Here is a 22,954-nt window from a genome sequence, read left to right as displayed (position 1 = left end):
CGGCGCCGGGCGATGGTGCGTTGCAGAGTCAACTGCGGTGCCGTCGCGGCACCCGGGCGCAGCGCGCAGACGCCATGCTCTGGCGTCCGGAGTGCTGATGATACCCACTGCCCCGATCCCACGAAACTCGACACCGGGATCACTCACGGGTGAACAGCGCCATCGACTCGACGTGCGCGGTATGCGGGAACATGTCCATGATCCCCGCGGCCTCGAGGCGGTAACCGAAATGCTGCACCAGTTCGCCCGCGTCGCGGGCCAGCGTCGCCGGGTTGCAGGACACGTAGACGAGCCGCGGGATCGCGCGCGGCCCCAGCGCCTGCACGACCGCCGCGGCGCCGGCACGCGGCGGATCCAGCAGCACCCGGTCGAACGACTCCTGCAGCCAGGCCGCATCGGCCAGCGCCGGGTCATCAAGGTTGGCGCGCCGATAGCGGGTGTTGCCGATTCCCTGCGTCTCGGCATTGGCACGCGCCCGGTCGAGCATCGCCGCATCCCCTTCCACGCCCAGCACCTCGTGCGCCCGGAGCGCCAGCGGCAGCGTGAAATTGCCCAACCCGCAAAACAGGTCCAGCACGCGCGACTGCGGTGTCAATGCGAGCAGATCGATCGCCCGGCGCACCATGTCCCGGTTGATTCCGGCGTGCACCTGGATGAAATCCAGCGGCTGGAAATCCACGTGCAGCCCGAGTTCCGGGTGGGTGTAGCGCAGCGCTGCGTCAGGGCCGGCGTGAAAGTGCACGGTACCGGGTCCGCCGGGCTGCAGGTACAGTTGTACGCCCTCGGCATCGGCAAACGTGGCCAACCGATCCCGATCCTGTGCCGACAGTGGCTGCAGATGGCGGAACACCAGTACGGTGGTGCCGACGTCATCCACCGCGGCCTCGATCTGGGGAATCCGCTCGCGGGCATCGAGTCCGTCGATGAACTCCCGCAACTTCTCGATCCGCCCTCCGAGCGCCGGGTGCAGCACCGGGCAGTCGCGCATGTCGGCCAGGTAGCGCCCGCCCCGTTCGCGGAAGCCGACCAGGGTTCCGCCCTTTTTCGCGACATACTTGACCCCCAGCCGGGCGGTGCGCCGGTAGCCGAGATCGGCCCCGGTCAGCGGTTCCAGCCGGCGCTCGGGCTGCACATGGCCGATCCGCGCCAGCGCCTCGAACAGGCTGCGTTCCTTCAGGCGCCGCTGCAGCGCGATGTCGGCATGCATCAGCCGGCAGCCGCCGCAGATCCCGAACCAGGTGCAGCTTGGCTCGACGCGCTCGGGCGCGGGTTCGAGGACCGCTTCCAGGCGCGCGATGTCGAAGTTGCGCTTGCGCCCGGTCTGCACCGCGCGCACCCGCTCGCCGGGCAGCGCACCGTCGACGAAACAGGCCTTGCCCCCGCGCCGGCCGACACCCTGCCCGTCCAGGGTCAGATCCTCGATCACCAGTTCAAAGGGATTGTGGTCGATCTTCATGTACTTCAGGAAACGGGGGATGCGCCGTCCCAGGCAGCGAGAAAAGCATCGAGGTTCGGGCGTCCGGCCGTGGCGAGGTAGTCGCGCAGCTGCGCTTCCCGGCGCCCGTGCATCTCGGAGCTGAGCCCGCCGCGCATCCGTTCGAAGCGCAGGTAGACCAGGTAAGTGTTCAGTACGTCATGTTCCACGTAGTCGTGGATGCACTCGCGGTCGCCGTCGCGCCAGGCAGGCCAGACCTGGCTGCCGTCCATCCCCAGCTTGCCGGGAAAGCCCAGCAGCGACGCGATCATGTCCAGCCCTGCGCAGGCACGGGCCTGGTAGGCGGCGAGCACGTCCATCAGATCGACATGGCGCCAGTGGAAACGGTTCAGGTAGTTGTTGTACCGGAAGCTGCGATCGTCGTCGCCCTGGTCCCAGTAGCGCGGCGCCTGCACGCCGTGCAGCAATGCCCGATAGTGCAGCACCGGCAGGTCGAAGCCGCCGCCGTTCCAGCTGACCAGCGTCGGCGTGCGCTTCTCGATCACGTCGAAGAACTGGCGCAGCACCTCCGCCTCGTCCTCGGTATCGCGCCCGAAGGCCGAAAGTTTCATCTGGTCGCCGCCCTGATACAGCACTCCGATCGACACGACCCGGTGCAGCGGGTGGGCCAGGAACTCCGAGCCGGTCTTGATCCGGCGCAGCGCGAACAGGGCCTCGGCCACCTCGGCGTCCGACAGACCGTCGAAATCGTGCAGCCGCCGGCCTCCCTCGATGTCGGGAACCGTCTCGAGGTCGAAGACCAGCACTGGCCCGCTCATGCGGGGAACACTCCGGTCGAGATGTAGCGGTCGCCCCGGTCGCAGACGATCGCCACCACGGTGCCACCCTCGACCTCCGCGGCCACGCGCAATGCCGCGGCGACCGCGCCGCCCGACGAAACGCCGGAGAAGATCCCCTCGTCGGCCGCCAGGCGGCGCATCGTGGTCTCGGCATCGTGCTGGCTCACATCCAGCGTACGATCGACCCGCGCGGGCTCGAAGATCGAGGGGAGATATTCCTTCGGCCAGCGCCGGATTCCCGGGATCGAGGATCCTTCGGTCGGCTGCACACCGACGACCTGCACCGCGGGGTTCCGCTCCTTCAGGTAGCGCGAGGTGCCCATGATCGTGCCGGTGGTGCCCATCGAGGACACGAAATGCGTGACTTCGCCACGGGTGTCGCGCCAGATCTCGGGGCCGGTGCCATGGTAATGGGCGTCCGGGTTGTCGGGGTTCGCGAACTGGTCCAGCACGCGGCCACGGCCTTCGCGCGCCATTTGCTGGGCCAGGTCGCGGGCGCCCTCCATGCCCTGCTCACGACTGACCAGCACGATCTCGGCGCCAAAGGCTTTCATCGCGGCACGCCGTTCGGCGGACATGTGCTCGGGCATGATCAGGAGCATCCGGTAGCCCTTGATCGCGGCCACCATCGCCAGCGCGATCCCGGTGTTGCCGCTGGTCGCCTCGATCAGCGTGTCGCCCGGGTGGATCTCGCCGCGTTCCTCGGCCCCCAGGATCATGTTCAGCGCCGGACGGTCCTTCACCGAGCCCGCCGGGTTGTTGCCCTCGAGCTTCACCAGCACTGTGGACGGAAGGCCCGCTGCAAGGCGCTGCAGGCGCACCAGTGGCGTATTGCCGACGAACTGTTCCAGCGTCGGATAGGAATGGGGGCTCGAATGCGTCATGGTGCGACAGTATACCGGCATCGACGCCGACGCGAGGCGTGCGCCTACGACGTGGACTCGGCGTCCGTTCCGCCTTCCACGACCACGAAGGCCTGGGCGTATTCGTGCTCGTCGCTGATGCTGAGATGAATACGGGTCACGCCCAGGCGCGCCGCGGTGCGCGCGGCCGCACCCGTCAGTTCGAACTCCGGCCGCCCCCTCGCATCGTGCGCGACGCGCACCTCGTGCAACGCCATGTCGCGGCCGATCCCACAGCCCAGGGCCTTGGCCAGGGCCTCCTTCGCGGCAAACCGGCGGGCGACAAACGCCTCCGGACGCATCACGGGCAGCTCCGCCTGCTCCTGCGGATGCAGCACCCGCTGCAGCAGCCGCGCCCGGTGGCGCTGCAGCATCGAACCGAGGCGTTCCACCCGGACCACGTCGGTCCCGACCCCAAGGATCATCGCAGCGGATGCCCGGACACGTCAGTTCCCACTGCGGCGCGCGGCATCCATGATGCTGCGCATGTGACTCACCGCCTCCGGAAGGCCCGTGAACAGCGCGCGCGCGATGATCGAATGGCCGATATTCAGCTCGTGAAACAGCCGATGGGCGGCAATCGGCCGCACGTTGTCGTAGTCCAACCCGTGCCCCGCGTTGATCACCAGTCCCATCTCGTAGCCGGCGCGCGCCGCATCGAACAGGTCGTGCAGCAGCCGTTCGCGATCGTCCGCGGTCGTGGCGTTGGCGTAGGCGCCGGTGTGCAGCTCGACCACCGGCGCACCGATCGCGACCGCAGCCTCGAGCTGGCGGATATCCGGCTCGACGAACAGGGATACCTCGATTCCAGCGGCGGTCAGCGGCTGCACGAACGGGCGGAGCCGCTCGCGCTGGCCGTGTGCGTCCAGACCACCCTCGGTGGTGAGCTCCTCGCGCCGTTCCGGCACGATGCAGCAGGCCTCGGGCCGCAGCTTAAGCGCAATGGCCTGCATCCCCCCGGTCGCCGCCATCTCCAGGTTCAGCGGCCGCAGCAGCCGCGGCTTGATCCCGAACACGTCGTCGTCCTGGATATGGCGCCGGTCCTCGCGCAGGTGCAGCGTGATGGAATCGGCTCCACTGGCCTCGGCGAGACGCACCGCGTGCATAAGATCCGGATAGCGTGTCCGGCGCGCCTGGCGAATGGTGGCGATGTGGTCGAGGTTGACCCCGAGCCGGAGGTGGCCGGGATCGCTGGCGGTGGCGGAACGCATGGGGCAGTCTTCCTGTGAACGTGAAAGATACAGCCACGGAAGAACACGGACATCAGGAAAAATGAAGGGTATTCAACGTCATTTCGGTGTGTTTCCGTGTTCATCCGTGGCCCGAGGTCATCCCTCGGGGTGGCTCGCGCCCCAGGGTATGACAGTTAGAGCAGACGGCGGGTGTGGATCTCCCGGCCGTCCAGGTGTGCATCGATCAGGCGGCGCATGAAATCACGCGCCGCGCGCTGGGCATTATCGGGGACGCCGGCACCGCTGGCGAGCGCGAGCAGTACCGCGCCCGGCACCGCACCGGGGCTGTTCCAGGGCAGCGGACCGCTCAGCCCCTGCTCGGGCCGGTAGGCGTAGTGCGCGGCCGGATTCACACCCTCCGACGCGAGGTGCTCGAGTCCCGAATCCACCAGGCACAGCAGCGACCACTCCGCAACGCGTAACGGATGCTCCGGTCGATCGGCGGTCAGCAGGCCGCCATAGGCCTTCTCCAGTACGGCCACGATCCCGCCTTCCCCAGCATCCCGGGGAATCAGTCGGAGCACCAGTTCGTTCAGGTACAGTGCGCAGACCAGCGCGCGCCCGGCCAGCGGGAACACCCGCCGCTCTTCGCCCACCGCCAGGTTCGGCAGTTCGCCGCGCCCGCGCCACGCCACGTCCAGCAGCACGAACGGCCGCAGGCTTCCGGTACGGCCGCGCGCCAGCACGGTGACCCGCCCGGCGCTGGCAGTAATCAGTTCCAGGACGCGGCTGTTCTCCCGAAACGGGCGGGCGTGCAGCACGAAGCCCGGCACCAGTTCCCTTTGCCCGCCGGTCACCGCGTTTCGTCGATGCCCAGTTCGCGCAGCGCGCGTTCACTCTGCGGCCAGCCAGCCTCGACGCGCACGGTCAGGCGCAGCATGATCTTGCGTCCGAGCAGCGCCTCCAGTTGCTCACGGGCGGCCTGCCCGACCCGTTTCAGCATGTGGCCACCCTTGCCGATCACGATCCCCTTCTGGCTGTCGCGTTCGACCAGGATCAGCGCATCGATGTGGGTAATTCCAGGGCGGTCCTCCCAGCCTTCCACCCGCACCGCGACCGCGTAGGGAACCTCCTGCCCGAGGCGTTCGAGCAGGGCCTCGCGGATCATCTCCTCGGCACGGAAACGCTCAGAGCGATCGCTGAGCTGATCCGGGTCATAGAGGAACGGCCCGGGCGGCAGATGCCGGCGCAACTCGTCGACCAGCCCCTGCAGGTTCTGACCGGTCCGTCCGGAAAGCGGCACCACGCCGAGGTAATCGTACTCCAGCGCCCGTACATCGATGAACGGCAGCAGCGCGGACTTATCGGCGACGCGGTCGACCTTGTTCACCACCAGCAGCGCGGGCCGGCCCGAGGCCTGCAGCAACCTCAGTACGTGCTCGTCGCCAGCGTCGAAGCGCAGCGCTTCGACGATGAAGCAGACGACATCTGCCTCTCCCAGTGCCTGCACCGCGGTCCGGGTGAGCAGCTGGTTCATCCGCTTCCGGGGCTCGACATCGATGCCCGGCGTATCCATCAGGACCATCTGGTCGGCACCCTGCGTCACGATCCCGAGGATCCGATGACGCGTCGTGTGCGGCTTGCGCGTGATCGCGGCCAGCTTCTCCCCGACCATGCGGTTCATCAGGGTGGTCTTGCCAACGTTCGGTCGCCCGACCAGGGCCACCAGCCCGCAGCGTGTAGCGTTCGTTTCCCGATCCGTCATCGCAGCGGTTCCCGCCGCAGCCGGTCCAGCGCCGCCTCGGCCGCCGCCTGCTCGGCCCGGCGTCGGCCGGAACCGGCGCCGCGCTGTCCCCAAGACTGGCTCGGCAGCCAGACCTCGACCACGAACTGGCGCCGGTGATCCGGACCGGACACCTCCAGCACCCGGTATTCGGGCAGGGCCTCGCCACGCCCCTGCAGCCACTCCTGCAGGCGGGTCTTCGGATCCTTCAGGGACTCGGCGCTCGGCAGGTGGGCCAGCCGCTCGGCATAGAGCCGCAGCACGAACGCGCGGGCTGCCTCGAAGCCCGCGGCATGGTAGGTGGCACCGATCAGCGCCTCGAGCGTGTCGGCGAGGATCGATTCGCGGCGCTGGCCGCCACTTTTGCGCTCCCCTTGCCCGAGCGTCAGCGCCCCCTCCAGACCGGCACCGCGCGCGAGTTCCGCGAGCGCTGTCCGGTTGACCAGCGCCGCGCGCAGGCGTGTCAGGTCCCCTTCCGGGGCGTCGGGCAGGCGTTCGTACAAGGCATCGGCGATCACCAGACCCAACACCGCGTCGCCGAGGAACTCCATGCGCTCGTTGTGACGACTACCGGCGCTGCGGTGGGTCAACGCCTGCTCCAGGGCGTCACCCGCACGCAGCGCCTCTGGAAGCAGGCTGCGAAAATCGCCCGCACCGATCGCTGCTGCAGGGCGCGCGTGTGATCGAGACTCAGCCCGGGACAGTGGCATTGGCAACGCCGTGTGCACGCAGGGTCATGGTCAGGGCGCGAGGGTTTCGCGGCGGTTGAAATTGGCCACCAGATCGAGGTTGCCGAAAAACGGCCGGCGCACCTCGTAGGACAACAACATGTAGCGCCCGCCGCCATCCTCCTCGAACGTGAAGTTTTCGCGCTCCACGTTGTCGTAGATCGAATTGATCGTGAAGCGCCGCTCGATTTCGTTCCAGATCTGGTGTGGAGTGCGCTCCGCGGCACCCGGTGTCTTCGCGACGTCGATCACGATGCTGCGCACCGTCCAGTACTGCATGTAGTCCTTGCCCATGGTCAGAACGAAAGTCCCGATCAGCAGGGCAAACAGCAGAAGCGCAATCACCGTCAGCACACCGGCGCCCTGCATCTGTCGTCTGCTTGTCATCATTGCGGCCGCCCCCGCCGTCTCGAGTCAACGAATCCGATTGCCGATCCGGGAAAAGTCCCAGTGCCCGCCATTGTAATCCCAGTTCAGCCAGATGAAGAGCGCGCGGCCGACCAGCAGATCCTCGGACACGAAGCCCCACATCCGGCTGTCGTTGCTGTTGTCGCGGTTGTCGCCCACCATGAAGTAATGCCCTTCGGGAACCCGCACCGAGCCACTGAGCCCCGGGCTGCCCTCCCACATCAGGATCTCGTGCGGGGTGTCACCAAGGTGTTCGCGGTAGCGCAGTGCGCCGGTCATCATGCTTCCCGAACCTACGCCGGTATATGTGCCGAGCCGCTCGGTTTCCTGCGGCTCGCCGTTCACGTAGAGCGTGCGATCGCGGAACTCGATCACATCGCCCGGCACGCCGATCACCCGCTTGATGTAGTCCTCGGCGGGATTGCGCGGGTACTTGAACACCGCGACATCACCCCGTTCGGGCTTCCCGCTGTCCAGGATCACGCTGCGGGTGACGGGCAGGCGCACGCCGTAGGAGAACTTGTTCACCAGGATGAAATCGCCGACCAGCAGCGTCGGCATCATCGACCCCGACGGGATCCGGAACGGCTCCGCGACGAAGGAGCGCAGCACCAGCACGATCAGCAATACAGGAAAGAACGAGCGCGAGTAGTCGACGTACCACGGCATGCTCCTGCGCCGGTCGACGCTGCCCAGCCGCCGGAGCACGGCCCAGCCCAGCCAGATCAGCCCCGTCACCAGCGTGCCCAGCACCAAAATCAGCTCCAGGCTGAACGTCATAGCATAACCCTGTTGTGGTGAACGAACCCGCTGTCCCAGGGAACCCGCGCTGCCCAGTGGATCACCCCTGCTTCTCCCCGGTCGACAGCACGGCCAGGAAGGCCTCCTGCGGCACATCGACGCGGCCGATCTGCTTCATGCGGCGTTTGCCCGCCTTCTGCTTCTCCAGCAGCTTGCGCTTGCGGCTGACATCGCCGCCGTAGCACTTCGCAAGGACATTCTTGCGCAGCGCCTTCACCGTCGAACGGGCGATCACCTTGGAACCGATCGCCGCCTGGATCGCGACCTCGAACATCTGGCGTGGGATGATGCCACACATGCGCTCGGTCAGTTCGCGACCGCGCGTCTGGGCCTGGTCGCGGTGCAGGATCACCGATAGGGCATCGACCCGCTCGCCGTTGATCAGAATGTCGACCCGGACCAGTGGTGCCGCCTGGAAACGCAGGGGCTGATAGTCAAAGGAGGCATACCCCTTGGTGGAGGACTTGAGGCGATCGAAGAAGTCCAGCACCACCTCGGACATCGGCATCTCGTAGGCGAGTGCAACCTGCCGCCCGAGGTACTGCATCTTCGTCTGGACGCCCCGCTTCTCCTGGCAGAGCGTCATCACCGCGCCGACGAATTCCTGCGGCACCAGGATGTTGGCCAGGATCACCGGTTCACGGATCTCCGCCACCTCGTTGGCAGGCGGAAGTTCCGACGGATTGTGCACCGGCACCACTTCGCCGTCGGTCTTCTCGACCTCGTAGACCACCGTGGGCGCGGTAGTGATGAGATCCAGGTTGTACTCGCGCTCCAATCGCTCCTGCACGATCTCCATGTGCAGCATCCCGAGGAAACCGCAGCGGAATCCGAATCCCAGCGCCTGCGAGGTCTCCGGCTCGAACTGCAGGGAGGCGTCGTTCAGGCGCAGCTTGTCCAGGGCGTCGCGCAGGTCGTTGAAGGCCTCGGCGCTGATAGGGAACAGCCCGGCGAAGACGCGCGGCTGCACCTCCTGGAAACCCGGCAGCGGGGTGGTGGCCGGGTTCTGCGCGTCGGTGAAGGTGTCGCCGACCTTTGCCCCGGTGATGTCCTTGATGCTCGCGATCACATAACCGACATCGCCGACGTCGAGGAACGGCCGGTCCACCGGCTTCGGGGTGAACACGCCGACCCGGTCCACTTCGTAGGCACGTCCGACCGACATCGCGATGATCCGGCGCTTTGCGTGCAGCTGGCCGACCTTGACCCGTACCAGCGCCACCACGCCGAGGTAGTTGTCGTACCAGGAGTCGATGACCAGCGCCTGCAGCGGAGCGTCCGCACGGCCTTCCGGCGGCGGGATCCGACGCACCAGTTCCTCCAACAGTTCCGGCACGCCTGCCCCGGTCTTCGCAGAGACCTGGATCGCGTTCGCCGCCTCAATACCGATCACGTCCTCGATCTCAGTCGCGACCCGGTCGGGCTCCGCGGCCGGCAGATCGATCTTGTTCAGTACCGGCACGACCTCCAGGCCCTGGTCGATCGCGGTGTAACAGTTGGCGACGCTCTGTGCCTCGACACCCTGGGACGCATCGACCACCAGCAGCGCACCCTCGCAGGCGGCGAGCGAGCGTGAGACTTCGTAGGAGAAGTCGACATGCCCAGGTGTGTCGATGAAGTTCAGCTGGTAGCGCTGGCCATCAGCCGCGTCGTAGAACAGCGACACGCTCTGGGCCTTGATGGTGATGCCGCGCTCGCGCTCGAGATCCATCGAATCCAGCACCTGCTCGGCCATTTCACGCTCGGTCAGCCCGCCGCAGACCTGGATGAGTCGGTCCGCGAGCGTCGACTTGCCATGGTCGATATGCGCGATGATGGAAAAGTTGCGTGTCAGTCGGGTCTCAGTCATGCCGGGTCAGCTCGTCGATCAGTGCGGACGTATCGAGGTAGTGGCAGCAGAGGATCTCACCGTCCACCGCCAGCACCGGGACCTTCGCATTGAAACGGGCCACCAGGCGTGGATCTTCATCGATGTCGATACGCTCAAGCGCGAAAGTATACCGGCTTTCGAGCACGGAAAGCTCTGCGTGCATCTGCTCGCAGAGTCCGCAGCCTTCCCGGAAGTACAGCGTCAGGCGCGGGACCTGCTGGCAACCGGTCCCGCCGGAATCGGGCATGGTCAGCCGCCCGCGGGCCCGGGCTGCCGCCGGCGGGTTCCGGCAGCGCCCCGGTACGGCCCGGCGATCACGGGTTGGGAATGCGCAAGGCGATGAACACCGGGTTGCCGTCGCGGTGGATCAGCACGGCAACCGAGCGGCCCGGCTCTGCCGCGTTCGCCTTTTCCTCGAGATCTTCCGGCGAACTCACCGCCTCCCCCGCGAACTGCGCGATTACGTCGCCGGCGGCGATCCCGGCGGCGCGCGCCGGGTTGCCGGTGACCCCGCGCACCCGGACCCCGGTCTCGCCCAGACCTAGCGCCGAGCGCTCTTCGGCACCCAGCGGCTCGATCTGCATGCCGAGCAGGGTCTGAGGTTCGGTGGCACGCGGCGGCATCCCTCGACCGGCCGCAACCTCCTCGGGCAACGCATCGATCGTGACCTCGATCACGATCTCCTCACTGCCGCGCCGCACGTCGACCTCGACCTCGGAATCGACCGGGGTACGCCCAACGATCGGCGGCAGAGCACTCGAGCGCGGCACGTCGATGCCGTTGAAACGCAGGATCACGTCACCGGTCCGGAATCCCGCCCGCTCGGCGGGGCTGTTCGGCTGCACCTGTGCGACCAGGGCACCCGTGGGGCGCGACATGCCGAAGGAATCGGCAAGTTCGCGCGTCACCTCCTGGATCAGCACCCCCAGCCAGCCGCGAGTCACCGTGCCGGTCTCGCGCAGCTGCTCCGCGACTTCGACCGCCATCTCGATCGGAATCGCGAACGAGAGCCCCATGAACCCGCCAGTGCGGCTGTAGATCTGGGAATTGATGCCGACGACCTCGCCATCCAGATTGAACAGCGGCCCCCCCGAGTTTCCAGGGTTGATCGCGACGTCGGTCTGGATGAACGGCACGTAGTTGTCCGAGGGCAGGCTGCGCCCCTTCGCACTGACGATGCCGGCCGTCACCGAGTGATCAAAACCGAAGGGCGAGCCGATCGCAAGCACCCACTCGCCGACCCGGAGCCGTTCAGAGGAACCGAGTTTCAGCGTGGGAAGGTCATCGGCGTCGATCTTCAATACCGCCACGTCACTCTGGGGATCGGAGCCCACGAGTTCCGCCGTGAATACGCGCCGGTCCGACAGCCGGACCACGATCTCCGAGGCCCCTTCGACCACGTGATGGTTGGTCAGAATGTAACCGTCCGCCGTGTAGATGAACCCGGAGCCCAGCGATGCGCGCTCACGTTCGAAGGGCTGCGGCATACCCCGTTCGCCGAAAAACCGTTCGAGCAGGTCGCCAAAGGGCATGCCTTCGGGGAGCTCGGGCATCTCTCTGCCTCCCTCGGCGGACGCGCGCTCCCGTGTAGAGGAAATGTTCACGACTGCCGGACTGTATTCCTCGGCCAGCGGCACGAAGTCCGGGAGCTGGCCCGCGGCTACCGGGGCCGAGAACGCGATCAGCACAACCGCAAGTACAAACCAACGATAGATTTTCATATTCACCTTCAGGGTCCGTTGAGTACCAGTCTAGAGGGCGGGCAGTGGCCCGAGTTCCCGAACCCGGGAAACTGCCGCGTGCAGTGGTCGCAGGACGGCGGCATCGCCGCCGTGCCGGACGACGCCCACGTATCCCTCGCTGTACGACGACCGGTCGGCCGTCACTTCCCGCCCGGAACCTGCGTCCGGACGGACTCCACCCCCAGCAAAATCGGTTCGAGTCGCCGGCCCTGGCCGCGCAACCAACGCCGCACACCGACAAGCCCCGCCGCGAATCCCGCCGCGCCCGCGAGCACGAGCCAGCCTTCCGCAATTGCCGGCACGGCCCAGCCTGCAGCCACCGGGACAGCGATCAGCCCGAGCAGCGGCAGCAGGTACATTGCGAAGGCACTCGAAACGAGGGCACGGTCCTCGACCCCCAAAATCACCCGATCACCGCTGTGCAGGCCGTGCTGATGATTGGGCAGCCGCAACTCCAGCGCCCGACGCCCGAGCACCTCAGCCAGCACACCATTGCCGCACCCGCTGCGCGCCGAGCAGGAGCCGCAGGTCGATTGGCGCTGCATGCGGACGGTGGCCCACTGTGCGTCGGCCGCCAGGACCACACCCCGCTCCTCGATCCAGGCCGTCATCGGCAGAACGATCAGGGCCCCGGCCCCGCACCATCGTCACCCAGGTAGCGTGCAGACCCGGCGATCCATTCCACCGTCTGCCTCGGCACCTCGCCCACCACCGTCAACTGGTGTCCAGCCAGCGGCCTGGCCACGGCGTGCGTCGCCCCGGAGCGCGTCGCGCCCTCGAAGGTTTCCGACACCTCGCCGGACACGTCGACATAGACCGACACGGTTGCCAGACCGTCACTCAGCACAAAGTGCAGCGACGGCGGCGCATTTGGGCCGAAAGAGCGCTCGGTCGCGATCACCGGCGCAAACCCCGGCGGAAGGTCCTCGAACAACCACTTCTCGTGGGCCGCCTCCTGCAGCGCATCCTCGGACGGAACACGTACATCGATATGCCGCGCATCGCATCCCCGCGCCTGCAGGGCGTCCTCGAACACCACGTCGAGGAACTCCAACTCGGTGAAGACCATCCGCTCCAGCAACTGTCCGCTGGCGTCGATCAGTTCGCTCAGTAGCGGCAACCCGGTTTCGCGATGCAGGCAGTACTTGTGACTGTAGCGCAACTCGTCCCGGGCCTTCGCATGCAGCAGGTAACAGGGGAAGCCGGCGATGCGGTCGAACCCCGGCGATTTCAGGTGATAGCGGTCATTCGCCCGGACCAGCGCCCCCGCGATTGCAGGGGGCCATTGCGGCGCTCCTTCACCCGCACCCTCACCCTCGGCGCGAGCGCCTTTCAGGACGCTCAGCCGGTCTACCGACCGGACCACCTCGCGGGCGGAACCGGTCAAGGTTTGGAGACGTTCCCGGTAACCGCCCTCTTCGGCCGCATGCACCACCCGGACGGTATCGATCCGGTCACCCCGCTGGAACACGAAAGTCCCTTCGTAGCTCTGCAGGTGCAGGCTTTCGGTCATGCGCTCCAGCCAGCGGACCGGATCGCCCTCGTCACCGACGGAGGCAGCCGGCAGGACCAGAAGAAGCATGACCGGGAGGTTGCGTACCCAGCCCCACATCCGCCGCTACTCGCCGTCCACTGAGTTACGAACCCGGGCGAACGCCGAGGATCCCGGAGCCACCAACTCGGCATGATTCTCGAGGTAGCGCGCGAAGCGCGGATCCGGCGCCACACCGCCCTCATTCTCCGCGGCCAGCGCTTCCGGCTCGGCATCTTCGGTAGTTGCGACCGGTGTATTCTCACCTCCGCCCACGACCATCTGCAGGCCCAGCAAGGTCACCATCGCTACCGCTGCCGCGACACCGGCGCCCGCAACCGGCCTGACCCAGCGTGCACGCGAGTTGCCGCCGGCTGCCACACGGATCGGTGCCTCGTCGGCGAGCTCGTCGCGGATACGATCGACGAAATCCACCGGCGCCACCTGGCGCAGGCCTCCGCGCAGACCATCCCCGATCAAGTGGTAGCGCGCCCAGGTTCCACGATCCCCGTCCGACTTCAACAGCTCACCCACCAGCCGGCGGGTTTCGAACGCATCGGTCTCGTTGTCCACCAGCGCGGAAAGACGCTCGGCTTTGCTCACTTGCTTGTTCATCATCGCTCGCTCAATCGTTTAGCAGCGGACGCAGGGTCCGGTCGATGGCTTCTCTGGCTCGAAAGATGCGCGAACGGACGGTCCCGATCGGACATCCCATGGTCTGGGCGATCTCCTCGTAGCTCAGCCCTTCCAGTTCGCGCAGCGTAATCGCGGTTCGCAGGTCGTCCGGCAAACGCTCGATGGTGCGTTGCACCGCTGCCTGTATTTCCTCTGACAACAACTCCCCTTCAGGGGTTGCACTGTCCTTGAGCGCCGAATTGCCACCGATCTGCTCAGCGTCCTGGGCGTCCACCTCCGCTTCAGGCCGCCGCCTTCCCTGGGCCACGAGGTAGTTCTTCGCGGTGTTGATCGCGATCCGGTACAACCAGGTGTAGAAGGCGCTCTCGCCCCGAAAATTCGCCAGCCCCCGGTAGGCCTTGATGAAGGCCTCCTGCGACACGTCGAGTGCCGCCGCATGGTCGTGCACGTAGCGCCCGACCAGATTGATGATCTTGTGCTGGTACTTGAGGACCAGGATGTCGAATGCTGCCTTCTCGCCACTCTGAACGCGCTTGACCAGGGCCTCGTCGGAAGCCTTCTCGCTCATGCGGAGACTCCCGCCCGGAGCCCGGACTCCGGTAATCTTGGCTGCATGGACCCTGTAACCATGGTGAAGTTCGTCTTGATTGCCCCAAGCGTCGCGGCACGCGGTCGGCTGCCGGCAAAACAACGCCGGAACGTTACCTGAGCCATGGCCGCAACACAAATGGATCCGCCGGTCGAGCGCTTCGACGTGCTGATCATCGGAAGCGGCGCCTCGGGCCTGACCGCGGCACTCCATCTCGCACCGTTCCGGCGCGTGGCCGTGCTCAGCAAGGGGCCTGTGGACGAGGGCAGCACCCGCTACGCGCAAGGGGGCATCTCGGCGGTGCTGGACAAGGCCGACTCCTTCGATGCCCACATGGCCGACACCCTCGACGCCGGCGCCGGCCTGTGCGAGATCGATGCCGTGCGCCGCACCGTGGCCGCCGGTCCCGAGGCGATCCAGTGGCTGCTCGGACTCGGCGTGCCGTTCACCCGCGAGGCCCACGAGGGGCGCAGCCGCCTGCACTTGACCCGCGAGGGCGGGCACAGTGCGCGACGGGTCGCCCACGCGGCCGACGCCACCGGCCAGGCGATCGAGGACACCCTGGTACACACCCTCCGGGAGCGTCCCCGGATCGACGTGTTCGAGCGGCACATGGCGGTGGACCTGATCGTGCACCGCGCCGGCGGCAGCCCCCGGGTCATCGGCGCCTATGTGCAGGATGGCACCACGCGGCAGGTGCAGACCGTGTTGGCACCGGTCGTGATCCTCGCCACCGGCGGCGCCAGCAAGGTCTACCTGTACAGCTCCAACCCCGACGGCGCGACCGGGGACGGAATCGCGATGGCCTGGCGCGCCGGCTGCCGGGTTGCGAACATGGAATTCATGCAGTTCCATCCCACCTGCCTGTTCCACCCCAGGGCCAAATCCTTCCTGATCTCGGAAGCCGTGCGCGGCGAGGGCGGGCACTTGCTCCTGCCCGGCGGCGAACGGTTCATGGAACGCTTCGACCGGCGTGCGGAACTGGCGCCGCGCGACATCGTCGCCCGCGCGATCGACCACGAGATGAAGCGCCTCGGCATCGACTGCGTGTACCTGGACATCAGCCACCGTCCACCGGAATTCGTGCGCGAGCACTTCCCGACCATTCACCAGCGCTGCCTGGAATACGGCTTCGACATGACGACCGAACCGCTGCCGGTGGTGCCGGCCGCGCATTACACCTGCGGCGGGGTGATGGTGAACCGGCACGGACAGACCGACCTCCCGGGGCTCTATGCCGCGGGCGAAGTCTCCTACACCGGGCTGCACGGCGCCAACCGGATGGCGAGCAATTCACTGCTGGAATGCCTGGTCTATGCGCGGGCCGCGGCCGACCACATCCTGTCCGTTCCGGATCCGCTGCGGCCGGAGTCCCTGCCGCAGCCGCCGAACTGGGACGAATCGCGGGTCACCGATTCCGACGAAGAGGTCGTGGTGTCCCACGACTGGGACGAACTCCGCCGGCTGATGTGGGACTACGTCGGGATCGTCCGCAGCCTGGACCGACTGCTGCGTGCGCAGCGGCGCATCCGGGTCCTGATGGAAGAGGTACACGAATACTACAGCCACTACCGCATCACGCCCGACCTGATCGAACTGCGAAACCTCGTGCTGGTCGCCGACATCATCGTGAAGAGCGCGCTGGAACGACGGGAAAGCCGCGGGCTGCATTACGTCCGCAATTATCCGGAGCGCGATCCGGCACTCGACGGCAAACCCACGGTGCAGACGCCGCCATCATCGGCGGCGCACCATCCGGCCTGATCCTCAAGATGCGGCACAACGCACCCGGCGGCACGCAACGCGCTTCTTCGATTCAGTCCCTCGCGAGCCAAGGAACCCGGGCTCACACTGACTCACCGAAAGGATCGCGGGATCGCGATCCACACACGGCCCGATGCGCTGGCGGGCAAGGGCAACAAATCCGCCCGCTCACCCCGCCGGGCGAATGTCACTGCAGTGAACCCGTCTATCTACTCCGCCTCGGGCCGGCCAGCCGGCAACCGGATGAAGTGCTCGCGGTAATGACGCAGTTCGGCGATCGAGTCCCGGATGTCCTGCAGTGCCTGGTGCGTGGCCTCTTTGTTCGAAGATGCGAGCACCTGCGGCGCCCAGCGCCGGGCGAGTTCCTTCAGCGTACTCACGTCCAGATTGCGGTAATGGAAGTACCTCTCGAGATCAGGCATACACCGGGCCAGGAAACGGCGGTCCTGGCAGATCGAGTTGCCGCACATCGGCGACGCATTGCGCGGCACCCATTGCTTCACAAACTCCAGCGTCGCATGCTCGGCGCCGAGCTCATCGGTCATGCTGTCGCGCACGCGTTGCATCAGTCCGGAGGCCCCGTGCGTTCTGCGGTTCCAGTCGTCCATACGCACCAGCACCGCTTCCTGCTGGCGCACCGCGATCACCGGTCCCTCGGCGAGCACGTTCAGATCCTTGTCGGTGACGATCGTCGCAACCTCGAGAATCAGGTCCGAATGGGGATCCAAACCGGTCATCTCGAGGTCTATCCAGATCAGGTTATCGGCATTCTGGCCCATGCGCTCTCCCTCGAATCGTTCGCCAGTCTATCATTCAGTGCCGGATCCGGGATCGGGTCCGGCACGCCCACTGCAAAGGAGAAGGTCCTATGCGTTATCTTGGAACCGCACTCGGTACACTGTTCGTCGCGACCACCTTCGCCGCGCCGTCCCAGGCCAGCGACGTCGGGCTAGGCGAGAAGCTGCACCAGGAGAACTGCGTGTCGTGCCATGTCAGCATGGTTGGCGGCGACGGATCGGAGCTATATACCCGCCACACCCGCGGCGTGGAGTCGTTCGATTCGCTGGTCACACAGGTGAACCGCTGCAACGTGAACCTCGGGACCGGCTGGTTCGACGACGAGGTCGAGGCCGTCGCGCACTATCTCAACGAGAACTACTACCAGTTCTGAGCGCCGGGAGGGCCTGTAATGAGCGACCTGAAGAACCGGCATTGCGAGCCCCCGGAACGATTCCCGGGGCCGATGAGTCCGGCCGACCGCGATGCGATGCTGAAACAGCTCCACCCCGAATGGAATCTGGATAGCGACCAGGGACCGATCTCACGGCGGCTGCGTTTCGGCAATTTTCACGAAACGGTTGGCTTCGTGAACGCGGTCGCGTGGATCGCGAACCGCGAGGACCACCATCCCGATCTCGAGGTCTCCTATAACCAGTGCGTGGTTCGGTTCACGACCCACGCGGTGAACGGGCTGACACTGAACGACTTCGTCTGCGCCGCACGCATCGATGCGCTGCTCGAGTAGACCGAGTGCCGGTCGCCCCGGGAGTGGGCCTCGTGCGGCGCGGTCGCTGGCACGATGGCGCGGCTACCCGGCCCGGGGAGCATTGAAGCCTTCCCCGGGCCGGGCACCGCTCGGGTGATGTGCATGGCTACGCGACAGCCCGGAAAGCACGCGGCCTCAACTACCGCTCCGCTGCGGGTGATCGCACGCTATGGCAGCGAAGTGGACGTGCTCGATACCCGGCAACGGGTGCAGCAGCGTGCACGACTGCGGCGCAAGACCGACGATGTGGTCTGCGGTGACCGCGTCTTCCTCGAGGCCACGGAAGCCGCAGTTGCGCGGCGTGCGGACCGTCACAACCAGTTGACCCGCCGCGACGTTTCGAACCGGCCCAGGACCATCGCAGCGAACATCGACCGGGTGTGGATCGTGATCGCGCCGCGCCCCGAGGTGCCGTCGTTCCTGGTCGACCGGTTTCTGGCCGGCATCGTCAACCTCCCGGCACAGCCAGGAATCCTGGTGAACAAGTGGGACCGCGCCGACCTGCAACGCCCGGCGGCCTTCGACGCGTTGCTCGAGAACTACCGCTGCCTGAACCTGGACCTGCTGCGCGTCAGCGCACACACCGGGTACGGGCTCGATCGGCTCCGCACAGCCGCTCGCGGCCACAGCAACATCCTGGTCGGGCAGTCGGGAGTTGGCAAGTCCTCGCTGATCCAGGCGTTGCTGCCGCGCGAGGAACTGCGGATCGGAAATCTGGGGCATTCGGGAGAGGGCCGGCACACGACCACCACTGCACGCTGGTACGAGGCCGAGGGAGGGGCATGGATCGACTCCCCCGGAGTCCGCGACTTCACCCCGGAAATCAGCAGCACCGCGGAGCTGGTGCGGGGTTTTCCCGACCTGGCCGCTTTCGCGGAACGCTGCCGGTTCCGGGATTGCACCCACCGGGCCGAACCGGGCTGCGCGGTCACGGTGGCCGTCGCGGACGGCGGCCTGCCCGCACACCGGCTGGAGGCCTGGCACGAGTTGTTGCAGGAGATCGGCGCGGGCGGGCGCCTTATGCCGGGGAATCGCGGCGCACGCCGTTGACCCCACCGGAGCGCGGCCGCGTCAGAAATTCAGCCCCATCTCGAAGCCGACCACCGACTGGCTGCTACCCGCGCCGCCACGGAAACCGAGGCCGTCGCTCAACCAGTCGTCCGACGACGAACTCAAGCCGTAGTCGTCGTAGAACACGCTCAGCGACATTTCGGTCTGGTTGCTGAAACGCAGTCGGCTGTCCAGGCTCACGTAACCCGCGCCGCGACCGGAGTCGCCGCGGTGGCCGTACAGCGGGCTGGCCGCGTCGCCTTCGCCGAGCAGTGGATAGCGCACACCGACGCGAACGCGGCTGCGCAGGCTACCGGATTCATAGGTCGGGCCGGTGCTGAAATCAGTGACCATGAACGAACTGCGATCACCGAGCCCCTGCTCGAGGTCGAACGGCTGATCCCAGGTCGGTGCGTACATGCCCAGGCCCAGATCGACACCGTATCCGAACCCGCTGCCACCGAACCGGTGCCGATAGCCGCCGCTGGTCTCCAGCGACCGCTCGGCAAGGCCGGGCGCCGCCGCGGACGGCAATCGTGTGGAACGCACTTCCAGGTTCAGCGCAGAGCCCTGCTGCACGTCGTTCCGGAACCCGGGACGCAGCCGGTCCGCCGAGGTAAACGCATCGAGATTCGTACGGGCGTCGGCGCCAGGGGTGTAACCGAGCGAATACAGCGAGCGGGAGTCGGCATGCACGGCGCCCGAGGCCAGCACGAACGGCAACACGCCGAGCACCAGCCGAAGCGCGAAACGGGTTGTTCGATGGCATGCGTTCATCTGTCGTGTTCTCCCTGCAGGACGAACGTCACTCCGGAGCGCCCTGCACCTCAAGTATAACCCCTTTTTGGTCAGCCCGGGGGCCAGGACAGCCGCCGCCCCCCCAGGACATGCAAGTGTATATGGTAGACCGTCTGGCCTCCGTCCGGGTTGCAGTTCGTCACCGTCCGGTATCCCGATTCGGCGAAACCCAGGATTCTGGCGACCTCCGCCCCCGCCAGCATCAGGTCGCCGAGGATCGCGCGGTCCGACTCCGAAGCGTCGTTCAGAGTCGCGATGTGGCGGCGCGGGATCACCAGCGCATGCCCGGGCGCCTGCGGATTCAGATCGTGGAACGCGAGCACCGTGTCGGTTTTCAGGATGATCCGCGCGGGGATCTCGCCGGCCACGATACGGCAGAATACACAATCGCTCACGCGTCACCTTTGCAGTTGGGACGTCCCAGGGACCCGGTTTTATATCAATATTCGCGCCGGCCCGACAAGGCATGGGCGAGCGTGCCGGCGTCCAGGTACTCCAGTTCGCCCCCGGCCGGCACGCCCTGCGCGATCCGCGTGGCTCGCACGCCGTGACGTGCAGCCATCTCGGCGAGGTAGTGCGCGGTCACCTCGCCTTCCACCGAGGCATTCGTGGCCAGGATGAGCTCGCGCACGGGTTCATCGTGCAGCCGCTGCTCCAGCCGGTCCAGCCCCAGTTCCGAAGGGCCGATGCCGTCGAGCGGCGAAAGGCGCCCCAGCAGCACATGAAACACCCCGCGGAAATCGGTAGCCGCCTCGATGGCCAGCACGTCGCCCGGGGTTTCGACCACACAGATCACACCCGGGTCGCGCGAGGGGTCGAGGCAGCGCGCACAGGTATCGGCAGCCGTCAGCGTGCGACAGCGGGAACAGTGTCCGACCGTGTCCGCAGCCACCTCCAGCGCTCGGGACAGCCGGCGAGCTCCCGCTCGATCGCGTTCCAGCAGATGCAGCGCCATCCGCCGCGCCGACTTGTTGCCGACACCCGGCAAGCAGCGCAGTGCCGCGATCAGTTCCTCGAGGGCGGGCTCGGTCGTCATCGCTGCACGAGCAGCACCAGCGGCCCGGGAAGCGGGGTCAGAACGGCAATTTCATGCCGGCGGGCAGACCCATCCCGGCCGTCAGCCCGGCCATGCGTTCCTGCGCCGCCGCCTCGGCCTTGTGCACGGCGTCGTTCACCGCTGCTGCCACCAGGTCTTCGATCATGTCACGATCATCGTCGAACAGGCTGGGGTCAATGGTCACCCGGCGCACTTCGTACTTGCCGGTCATCACGACCCGGACGAGACCGCCACCGGCCTGACCGTCGATCTCCATATTCGCAAGCTCAGCCTGCACCTTCTGCATGTCTTCCTGCATCTTCTGGGCCTGTTTCATCAGGCCGCCCAAACCACCTTTCATCATTTCCTGCTGCTCCTGCTCAACGGCATGTCGAAGCCTGTTTCATGGAAATCGCGCGACACCGAGCCGCCGCGTGCCGCCATCCTACGACGCCGGCGGGGCGCCCGCGTCGGGGCGGTCTTCCTCTTCCGCCACGACCACCCGGGTCACCTCCGCGCCGAAGGTTTCCTGCAACGTCTGAATCACCGGGTCGGCACGGAGTTCCGCCTCGGCCCTAGCGTGACGGTCGGCCGCGTCCGCCGCAAGCCTGGCCGCCGGGGTACTGCCCGACGGTGCCGCCTGCTCACGGAGCTCCAGGCTGACCTGGTACCCGAGCACCCGGCCCAGCGCCTCTGCTACCCGTGCACGGGTTCGCGCCGTTCCCAGCATGCGGTGGGCAGGCTGAACGGCAATCACCACCCGTTCGGATCCGCATTCGAGCAGGTCGGCATGCAGCGCCAGTTCGCGTGCCGGTCCGGCGGGAAGCGAACCGGCGAAGGCATGCCAGTCCAGCCCTGCCGCGACGCTCGAACCCGGGTCAGGCGCCGTTCGCTGTGCCTCGGGTGCAGGCCCCTGCTGCGTGATCGCATGCGAATTCCCGGCCTTCGAAGCCGGTGCAGCGGCGGTCTCACGGGCGACCCGCTCGCGCACACCGCTTTCGGACCCGCCCGCGCGGGGGGGCGCCCCGGGCGCCCCGGCGACGGGTGTGACCGGCGTTGGCGATCGCGCCGGCGTACCGGTCGCGGCGCGCGCCGCCCCCCGCTCCGGCGCCGCCCCGAACGCGGGCGCCGCCCGACCGGCGCGGCGCGTGCCGGAATTCCCCGCACTGTCGCCCACTTGACTGTCGCCCCCTTGCACGTCCGGCGCAGGCCGGAAGGCCAGCATGCGCAACAGCGTCATCTCCGCCCCAATCCTGGCGTCCGGCGCGTACGGCAGATCACGCGCCCCGTGGAGCAGGATCTGGTAGGCAAGCTGGATGTCCTCGGGCGCCTCGCGTGCCGCGGCCTGCTGCGCCCAGCGCGACGCAGGGTCGTCCGGCGTGCCGGCAGCAGCCGCGCCCGGTTCCTGCAGCAGCACCTGCTGCACCGCCACGCCATGCACCAGCGCCGCGAGTTCCTCGAGCAGCCGCGCCCAGTCCGGGGCCAGTGCATCGAGCTCCCGCAGCAACCCGAGCATGCGTGCCCCCTGCACCGCCCAGACCACGTCGAGGAGTTCGGTCAGTCGCGACCTCGGCAACAGGCCGATCATGTCGCAGACCTCGGACTCGCCCAGCTCGTCGCCGGAGTACGCAATCGCCTGGTCGGTGAGGCTCAGCGCATCGCGCATGCTCCCCTCGGCGGCTTCTGCCAGCCGCAGCAACGCACCCGGTGCCGCGGCCACGCCCTCCGACGCCAGAACGCGTTCCAGGTGCTCCGCGATCAGCGCCGCCGGCATCGGCTTCAAGTTGAACTGAAGACAGCGGGAGAGCACGGTCACCGGCAGCTTCTGGGGGTCCGTGGTCGCCAGCAGGAAGATGACGTGCGGCGGAGGTTCCTCGAGCGTTTTCAATAGTGCGTTGAAGCTCTTTTCGGAGAGCATGTGCACTTCGTCAACGAGGTACACCTTGTAACGCCCCGATACCGGCGCGTACGACACGTTGTCCAGCAGTTCCCGCGTGTCGTCGACCCGGGTGCGCGACGCCGCGTCGACCTCAATCAGGTCCAGATGCCGCCCCTCGGCAATCTCCACGCAGGGCCGGCACTGGCCGCAGGGCGTCGCAGTAACGCCCGTCTCGCAGTTGAGGCATCGGGCCAGGATGCGCGCAATGGTGGTCTTGCCGACCCCCCGGGTACCGGAAAAGAGGTAGGCGTGGTGGATGCGTCCGCTGCTCAGCGCATTCACCAGCGCCCGCACCACATGCGGCTGGCCCACCAGGTTCTCAAACCGGCTGGGGCGCCATTTTCGGGCCAGCACCTGATGACTCATCTTGTTTCCGGAACCCCCG

At 67.1% G+C, this 22,954-nt stretch carries 27 protein-coding genes; 4 read left to right on the top strand and 23 right to left on the bottom strand.

Features of this window, described 5'->3' with window-relative positions; genetic code table 11:
* Positions 1-139: 139 nt before the first annotated feature.
* From rlmD to rpoE, 17 genes are all read right to left on the bottom strand, one after another.
* Positions 140-1,456 carry a 23S rRNA (uracil(1939)-C(5))-methyltransferase RlmD gene (gene rlmD, locus TVNIR_RS03885; protein ID WP_015257668.1) on the bottom strand — a complete coding sequence of 439 codons (1,317 nt, stop codon included), beginning with the start codon at positions 1,454-1,456 and terminating at the stop codon, positions 140-142.
* Between the two features lie 5 nt (positions 1,457-1,461).
* The gene (locus TVNIR_RS03880; protein WP_015257667.1) at positions 1,462-2,253 is read right to left on the bottom strand and encodes a 3'-5' exonuclease; all 792 of its coding nucleotides are present in this window, start codon (positions 2,251-2,253) and stop codon (positions 1,462-1,464) included.
* Complete coding sequence (gene cysM / locus TVNIR_RS03875; protein WP_015257666.1) at positions 2,250-3,158, bottom strand: cysteine synthase CysM; 909 nt, start codon at positions 3,156-3,158, stop codon at positions 2,250-2,252. The genes TVNIR_RS03880 and cysM overlap by 4 nt, the downstream gene beginning before the upstream one ends.
* Before the next feature lie 44 nt (positions 3,159-3,202).
* Positions 3,203-3,601, bottom strand: coding sequence for a holo-ACP synthase (locus TVNIR_RS03870; RefSeq protein ID WP_015257665.1), 399 nt, complete (start codon positions 3,599-3,601; stop codon positions 3,203-3,205).
* 21 nt (positions 3,602-3,622) lie between these two features.
* Positions 3,623-4,387, bottom strand: coding sequence for a pyridoxine 5'-phosphate synthase (locus TVNIR_RS03865; protein WP_015257664.1), 765 nt, complete (start codon positions 4,385-4,387; stop codon positions 3,623-3,625).
* A gap of 155 nt (positions 4,388-4,542) precedes the next feature.
* Positions 4,543-5,205: a DNA repair protein RecO gene (gene recO, locus TVNIR_RS03860; protein ID WP_015257663.1), complete on the bottom strand. Its 663-nt coding sequence runs from the start codon at positions 5,203-5,205 to the stop codon at positions 4,543-4,545.
* Entirely contained in the window at positions 5,202-6,113 is a 912-nt protein-coding gene (era, locus tag TVNIR_RS03855; protein WP_015257662.1) for a GTPase Era, read from the bottom strand. Before era ends, recO begins: the two co-directional genes overlap by 4 nt.
* The gene (rnc, locus tag TVNIR_RS03850; protein ID WP_015257661.1) at positions 6,110-6,841 is read right to left on the bottom strand and encodes a ribonuclease III; all 732 of its coding nucleotides are present in this window, start codon (positions 6,839-6,841) and stop codon (positions 6,110-6,112) included. The genes era and rnc overlap by 4 nt, the downstream gene beginning before the upstream one ends.
* A 30-nt stretch (positions 6,842-6,871) precedes the next feature.
* Positions 6,872-7,249 carry a DUF4845 domain-containing protein gene (locus TVNIR_RS03845; protein WP_418081250.1) on the bottom strand — a complete coding sequence of 126 codons (378 nt, stop codon included), beginning with the start codon at positions 7,247-7,249 and terminating at the stop codon, positions 6,872-6,874.
* Between the two features lie 24 nt (positions 7,250-7,273).
* On the bottom strand, positions 7,274-8,047 hold the full coding sequence (lepB, locus tag TVNIR_RS03840) for a signal peptidase I (RefSeq protein WP_015257659.1): 774 nt from the start codon (positions 8,045-8,047) through the stop codon (positions 7,274-7,276).
* A gap of 61 nt (positions 8,048-8,108) precedes the next feature.
* Complete coding sequence (lepA, locus tag TVNIR_RS03835; RefSeq protein ID WP_015257658.1) at positions 8,109-9,917, bottom strand: translation elongation factor 4; 1,809 nt, start codon at positions 9,915-9,917, stop codon at positions 8,109-8,111.
* On the bottom strand, positions 9,910-10,185 hold the full coding sequence (locus TVNIR_RS03830) for a glutaredoxin family protein (RefSeq protein WP_015257657.1): 276 nt from the start codon (positions 10,183-10,185) through the stop codon (positions 9,910-9,912). The genes lepA and TVNIR_RS03830 overlap by 8 nt, the downstream gene beginning before the upstream one ends.
* Before the next feature lie 67 nt (positions 10,186-10,252).
* Positions 10,253-11,659, bottom strand: coding sequence for a DegQ family serine endoprotease (locus TVNIR_RS03825; protein WP_015257656.1), 1,407 nt, complete (start codon positions 11,657-11,659; stop codon positions 10,253-10,255).
* Between the two features lie 161 nt (positions 11,660-11,820).
* Entirely contained in the window at positions 11,821-12,291 is a 471-nt protein-coding gene (locus tag TVNIR_RS03820) for a SoxR reducing system RseC family protein (protein WP_015257655.1), read from the bottom strand.
* Positions 12,292-12,302: 11 nt separating this feature from the next.
* Entirely contained in the window at positions 12,303-13,292 is a 990-nt protein-coding gene (locus TVNIR_RS03815; protein WP_015257654.1) for a MucB/RseB C-terminal domain-containing protein, read from the bottom strand.
* 6 nt (positions 13,293-13,298) lie between these two features.
* Complete coding sequence (locus TVNIR_RS03810) at positions 13,299-13,826, bottom strand: sigma-E factor negative regulatory protein (protein WP_043740140.1); 528 nt, start codon at positions 13,824-13,826, stop codon at positions 13,299-13,301.
* Positions 13,827-13,836: 10 nt separating this feature from the next.
* Positions 13,837-14,415, bottom strand: coding sequence for an RNA polymerase sigma factor RpoE (rpoE, locus tag TVNIR_RS03805; protein ID WP_015257652.1), 579 nt, complete (start codon positions 14,413-14,415; stop codon positions 13,837-13,839).
* Positions 14,416-14,559: 144 nt separating this feature from the next.
* Between rpoE and nadB the strand changes: the two genes are divergently transcribed.
* On the top strand, positions 14,560-16,200 hold the full coding sequence (gene nadB, locus TVNIR_RS03800; protein ID WP_015257651.1) for an L-aspartate oxidase: 1,641 nt from the start codon (positions 14,560-14,562) through the stop codon (positions 16,198-16,200).
* A 209-nt stretch (positions 16,201-16,409) separates the two neighbouring features.
* Here the strand turns inward: nadB and orn are convergent, their stop codons facing one another.
* Positions 16,410-16,979, bottom strand: a complete 570-nt coding sequence (gene orn / locus TVNIR_RS03795) for an oligoribonuclease (RefSeq protein WP_015257650.1) — start codon at positions 16,977-16,979, stop codon at positions 16,410-16,412.
* A gap of 89 nt (positions 16,980-17,068) precedes the next feature.
* Between orn and TVNIR_RS03790 the strand changes: the two genes are divergently transcribed.
* The 3 genes from TVNIR_RS03790 (at position 17,069) to rsgA (ending at position 18,796) form a co-directional block, all read left to right on the top strand.
* Complete coding sequence (locus tag TVNIR_RS03790; protein WP_015257649.1) at positions 17,069-17,371, top strand: c-type cytochrome; 303 nt, start codon at positions 17,069-17,071, stop codon at positions 17,369-17,371.
* A gap of 18 nt (positions 17,372-17,389) precedes the next feature.
* Positions 17,390-17,725 (top strand): 4a-hydroxytetrahydrobiopterin dehydratase, encoded by a 336-nt coding sequence (locus TVNIR_RS03785; protein WP_015257648.1) that lies wholly within the window; start codon positions 17,390-17,392, stop codon positions 17,723-17,725.
* A 117-nt stretch (positions 17,726-17,842) separates the two neighbouring features.
* On the top strand, positions 17,843-18,796 hold the full coding sequence (rsgA, locus tag TVNIR_RS03780; protein ID WP_083499340.1) for a ribosome small subunit-dependent GTPase A: 954 nt from the start codon (positions 17,843-17,845) through the stop codon (positions 18,794-18,796).
* 21 nt (positions 18,797-18,817) lie between these two features.
* On the opposite strand, the gene TVNIR_RS03775 is transcribed toward rsgA, so the two are convergent.
* The 5 genes from TVNIR_RS03775 to dnaX all read right to left on the bottom strand — a co-directional run bounded on the left by TVNIR_RS03775 (position 18,818) and on the right by dnaX (position 22,935).
* The gene (locus TVNIR_RS03775; RefSeq protein WP_015257646.1) at positions 18,818-19,573 is read right to left on the bottom strand and encodes a hypothetical protein; all 756 of its coding nucleotides are present in this window, start codon (positions 19,571-19,573) and stop codon (positions 18,818-18,820) included.
* Positions 19,574-19,644: 71 nt separating this feature from the next.
* A complete protein-coding gene (locus TVNIR_RS03770; protein ID WP_015257645.1) occupies positions 19,645-19,989 on the bottom strand; it encodes a histidine triad nucleotide-binding protein in 345 nt (114 codons plus the stop codon).
* A 44-nt stretch (positions 19,990-20,033) separates the two neighbouring features.
* Positions 20,034-20,630 carry a recombination mediator RecR gene (gene recR / locus TVNIR_RS03765; protein WP_015257644.1) on the bottom strand — a complete coding sequence of 199 codons (597 nt, stop codon included), beginning with the start codon at positions 20,628-20,630 and terminating at the stop codon, positions 20,034-20,036.
* Between the two features lie 37 nt (positions 20,631-20,667).
* Positions 20,668-20,994: a YbaB/EbfC family nucleoid-associated protein gene (locus TVNIR_RS03760; protein ID WP_015257643.1), complete on the bottom strand. Its 327-nt coding sequence runs from the start codon at positions 20,992-20,994 to the stop codon at positions 20,668-20,670.
* Between the two features lie 81 nt (positions 20,995-21,075).
* Positions 21,076-22,935 carry a DNA polymerase III subunit gamma/tau gene (dnaX, locus tag TVNIR_RS03755; RefSeq protein ID WP_015257642.1) on the bottom strand — a complete coding sequence of 620 codons (1,860 nt, stop codon included), beginning with the start codon at positions 22,933-22,935 and terminating at the stop codon, positions 21,076-21,078.
* Positions 22,936-22,954: the final 19 nt, after the last annotated feature.

Origin of the sequence: Thioalkalivibrio nitratireducens DSM 14787 (assembly GCF_000321415.2) — a bacterium.
Classification (GTDB): Bacteria; Pseudomonadota; Gammaproteobacteria; order Ectothiorhodospirales; family Ectothiorhodospiraceae; genus Thioalkalivibrio; species Thioalkalivibrio nitratireducens.
The sequence above is the reverse complement of the archived record's forward strand: the minus strand, read 5'-3'. Positions and strand labels throughout refer to the sequence as shown.

What these genes read in the sequence shown, in the direction of transcription:
- rlmD (WP_015257668.1), bottom strand. Translation starts at nt 1,456, where the DNA reads ATGAAGATCGACCACAATCCCTTTGAACTGGTGATCGAGGATCTGACC.
- TVNIR_RS03880 (WP_015257667.1), bottom strand. Translation starts at nt 2,253, where the DNA reads ATGAGCGGGCCAGTGCTGGTCTTCGACCTCGAGACGGTTCCCGACATC.
- cysM (WP_015257666.1), bottom strand. Translation starts at nt 3,158, where the DNA reads ATGACGCATTCGAGCCCCCATTCCTATCCGACGCTGGAACAGTTCGTC.
- TVNIR_RS03870 (WP_015257665.1), bottom strand. Translation starts at nt 3,601, where the DNA reads ATGATCCTTGGGGTCGGGACCGACGTGGTCCGGGTGGAACGCCTCGGT.
- TVNIR_RS03865 (WP_015257664.1), bottom strand. Translation starts at nt 4,387, where the DNA reads ATGCGTTCCGCCACCGCCAGCGATCCCGGCCACCTCCGGCTCGGGGTC.
- era (WP_015257662.1), bottom strand. Translation starts at nt 6,113, where the DNA reads ATGACGGATCGGGAAACGAACGCTACACGCTGCGGGCTGGTGGCCCTG.
- rnc (WP_015257661.1), bottom strand. Translation starts at nt 6,841, where the DNA reads ATGCCACTGTCCCGGGCTGAGTCTCGATCACACGCGCGCCCTGCAGCA.
- TVNIR_RS03845 (WP_418081250.1), bottom strand. Translation starts at nt 7,249, where the DNA reads ATGATGACAAGCAGACGACAGATGCAGGGCGCCGGTGTGCTGACGGTG.
- lepB (WP_015257659.1), bottom strand. Translation starts at nt 8,047, where the DNA reads ATGACGTTCAGCCTGGAGCTGATTTTGGTGCTGGGCACGCTGGTGACG.
- lepA (WP_015257658.1), bottom strand. Translation starts at nt 9,917, where the DNA reads ATGACTGAGACCCGACTGACACGCAACTTTTCCATCATCGCGCATATC.
- TVNIR_RS03830 (WP_015257657.1), bottom strand. Translation starts at nt 10,185, where the DNA reads ATGCCCGATTCCGGCGGGACCGGTTGCCAGCAGGTCCCGCGCCTGACG.
- TVNIR_RS03825 (WP_015257656.1), bottom strand. Translation starts at nt 11,659, where the DNA reads ATGAAAATCTATCGTTGGTTTGTACTTGCGGTTGTGCTGATCGCGTTC.
- TVNIR_RS03820 (WP_015257655.1), bottom strand. Translation starts at nt 12,291, where the DNA reads ATGACGGCCTGGATCGAGGAGCGGGGTGTGGTCCTGGCGGCCGACGCA.
- TVNIR_RS03815 (WP_015257654.1), bottom strand. Translation starts at nt 13,292, where the DNA reads ATGTGGGGCTGGGTACGCAACCTCCCGGTCATGCTTCTTCTGGTCCTG.
- TVNIR_RS03810 (WP_043740140.1), bottom strand. Translation starts at nt 13,826, where the DNA reads ATGAACAAGCAAGTGAGCAAAGCCGAGCGTCTTTCCGCGCTGGTGGAC.
- rpoE (WP_015257652.1), bottom strand. Translation starts at nt 14,415, where the DNA reads ATGAGCGAGAAGGCTTCCGACGAGGCCCTGGTCAAGCGCGTTCAGAGT.
- nadB (WP_015257651.1), top strand. Translation starts at nt 14,560, where the DNA reads ATGGCCGCAACACAAATGGATCCGCCGGTCGAGCGCTTCGACGTGCTG.
- orn (WP_015257650.1), bottom strand. Translation starts at nt 16,979, where the DNA reads ATGGGCCAGAATGCCGATAACCTGATCTGGATAGACCTCGAGATGACC.
- TVNIR_RS03790 (WP_015257649.1), top strand. Translation starts at nt 17,069, where the DNA reads ATGCGTTATCTTGGAACCGCACTCGGTACACTGTTCGTCGCGACCACC.
- TVNIR_RS03785 (WP_015257648.1), top strand. Translation starts at nt 17,390, where the DNA reads ATGAGCGACCTGAAGAACCGGCATTGCGAGCCCCCGGAACGATTCCCG.
- rsgA (WP_083499340.1), top strand. Translation starts at nt 17,843, where the DNA reads ATGTGCATGGCTACGCGACAGCCCGGAAAGCACGCGGCCTCAACTACC.
- TVNIR_RS03775 (WP_015257646.1), bottom strand. Translation starts at nt 19,573, where the DNA reads ATGAACGCATGCCATCGAACAACCCGTTTCGCGCTTCGGCTGGTGCTC.
- recR (WP_015257644.1), bottom strand. Translation starts at nt 20,630, where the DNA reads ATGACGACCGAGCCCGCCCTCGAGGAACTGATCGCGGCACTGCGCTGC.
- TVNIR_RS03760 (WP_015257643.1), bottom strand. Translation starts at nt 20,994, where the DNA reads ATGATGAAAGGTGGTTTGGGCGGCCTGATGAAACAGGCCCAGAAGATG.
- dnaX (WP_015257642.1), bottom strand. Translation starts at nt 22,935, where the DNA reads ATGAGTCATCAGGTGCTGGCCCGAAAATGGCGCCCCAGCCGGTTTGAG.